This is a genomic window from Methylobacterium sp. B1, from assembly GCF_000333255.1.
In the GTDB taxonomy this organism is placed as follows: Bacteria; Pseudomonadota; Alphaproteobacteria; order Rhizobiales; family Beijerinckiaceae; genus Methylobacterium; species Methylobacterium fujisawaense.
In genome coordinates this window covers 1-2,098 of record NZ_BACT01000231.1, presented here as the reverse complement: position 1 = coordinate 2,098, position 2,098 = coordinate 1, and the positions used below count along the sequence as shown (strand labels likewise).

Sequence of the window (2,098 nt, the reverse complement as noted above, 5' to 3'; positions counted from 1 at the left end):
GTGCCGGCGAGTTCGAGGGTGCCGAGCCCGGTCTTGATCAGGCCGCCGACGCCCGAGATGTCGTTGGCGAAGCGGCCGTAATAGGCTTGGCCGTTATAGGTGGTGTTGACCGTCCAGGTCGAGGTGAACTGGCCCGGACCGTCGATCGCCTTGCCGAGGTTGAGCAGGCCCCAGCCGAAGGTGGCGTTCGGGGCGTTGGCCGGTCCGTCGCCGAGGTGGGTGGCGGTGGTGAACATCGTCTGGGCGATCTGCGGCGCCGTCAGGAACGGGAACGCCTGCATCAGCACGGCTGCGGCACCGGAGACATGCGGCGCTGCCATCGATGTACCATTTTTTAACCCGTATCCGCCGCCTGGAACGGTCGAGTAGATACCCACGCCGGGCGCGGCTATACACCAAGCTGCTGTCACGCCGCATAGATTGCTGAAAGATCCGATTTGATTGTTTTTGTCAGTTGCGACGACTGAAACGATGTAGCCTGACAAGTCTGAAAAATCGACCTTCGACTGATCGATCGGCCGATTTTGACCATCATTGAGCTGATAGACGCCGCTGTTTGCGTTGCTTGGACGTATGAAAGGATAGAACGCAACGCCGGTCGGATTGACGGCGACTTTTTCCTGATCTTCACGCTCATTGCCAGCCGCAAAGACTAGCAGCATACCTTTGTCTGCGGCACGTTTGAGGGCGCTGTACTCCGCCAGTGCGTCACCGTATTCGTATGATTGTATTTTCAGCTGAACGTAATAAGGATTGGATATTACATTGCCGTTATCATCGAGAATGAGCTTGGTCGGCAAGGAGGGGCCATAGCTGCCATTGAGAACTCGCGCCCCATTGGCTGCCGCGAAATCAACCGCGGCATTGGCATCGGTCGAGATTTCGTTGAGGCCCAATCTCTGCTTGATAAAATTGGCCTCGGCCGGGCCCATGATCGCATTCAGTGAGAGCAGCGTGCTTTCAAAAGCGACGCCCATCATCTCGCCGCCGGCTGCAGATGCCCCGATCGTTCCTGAAACGTGCGTCCCATGACTGTTGAGGTCGACGAGAAGAGTGCTGCGGATCGCTCCAGGGGGATCGGTGAGCCAAAAGTTCCGAGAGGCAGACGATATCCGCCCAGCAAATTTCGGGTGATTGGGGTCGATGCCGCTATCGACAACTGCCACCGAGACGCCGAGCCCCGTATAGCCATGCGCGTAAGCCGTCGCGGCATTGATCGCGGCGAGCCCCCAATCACCTTGGTAAGCCGACCAGTTAGAGAAATCAGCCGCTGTCAGTCCGAAAGTCGAGGGCGAGCGCGCCGGCACGGTCTGCGCCGCCACAGGTCCCAGAGCCAGCGCGAGCGTGGCGAGCGAGCTGCCGACCAGCAATCCCATCCGGACGGGGCCGCACCGTCGCGTTCCGGCGCCCGTGCTCCTGCTCGGATCACAGGATCCGGTCGCATGCTCGACGTCGCTATACTGTTGGACCATCGGACTGACCCCCGTCATGCCTGTCACAGACTTTGCGCGGGGGTTAGAAAATGCGGCTTTAACGAACTATCACATTGCAGCCACACTCTGCGCCGCGCGCAACATTCTGAAACGGGGATCCCCCTTTCTGAGACGGAAGGAACCATCCCACCGGCGCGCAGGTCAGAATCCTCCGATGCTGGGCCCGCTGCGGCCCGGTCGGGCGACACCTGCGTCGAATCGCACGCCGCAGCGACAAACGACAGTGTACAGCTGCTCGGGTCGGCGGGAGATAGGAGGACTGTCCGGATGGACGCGGCTAACGTGCGGGACGACCCGACCGCGTTGCCACGCGTCACCTTGGGGCAGGCCCTCGTTCTTCATCGGTCGCGCTAACAGCAGGTGTCAGGCTCCACGTATGTCTTCCGAGGAGAGAAACCGGGACCCGGACGTGGCACCAGCCGGCGGCGCCGCTCCGGGCGGCGAGGTCGCCTGCCTGCGGTTCGAGCCGCCCGGTGATCCGGAGGCGCTCGGCCGGGCCTGGCAGGACCATCTCGCGCCCATCTTCGACGTGAGCTTCCGCCCGGAGACCGATCTCACCATCCCGATCGCGATGCGCAGCTACCATCTCGGCGACCTGCTGTTCG

1 protein-coding gene and 1 pseudogene are annotated in these 2,098 nt (G+C 61.6%); one reads left to right on the top strand and one right to left on the bottom strand.

What is annotated here, in order from left to right; translation table 11 throughout:
• The coding region (locus I53_RS31015; protein WP_286009574.1) for a S8 family peptidase at positions 1-1,376 on the bottom strand (1,376 nt) is incomplete at its 3' end.
• Positions 1,377-1,902: 526 nt separating this feature from the next.
• Between I53_RS31015 and I53_RS06355 the strand changes: the two are divergent.
• A pseudogene (locus I53_RS06355) lies at positions 1,903-2,098 on the top strand (AraC family transcriptional regulator); the annotation flags it as partial.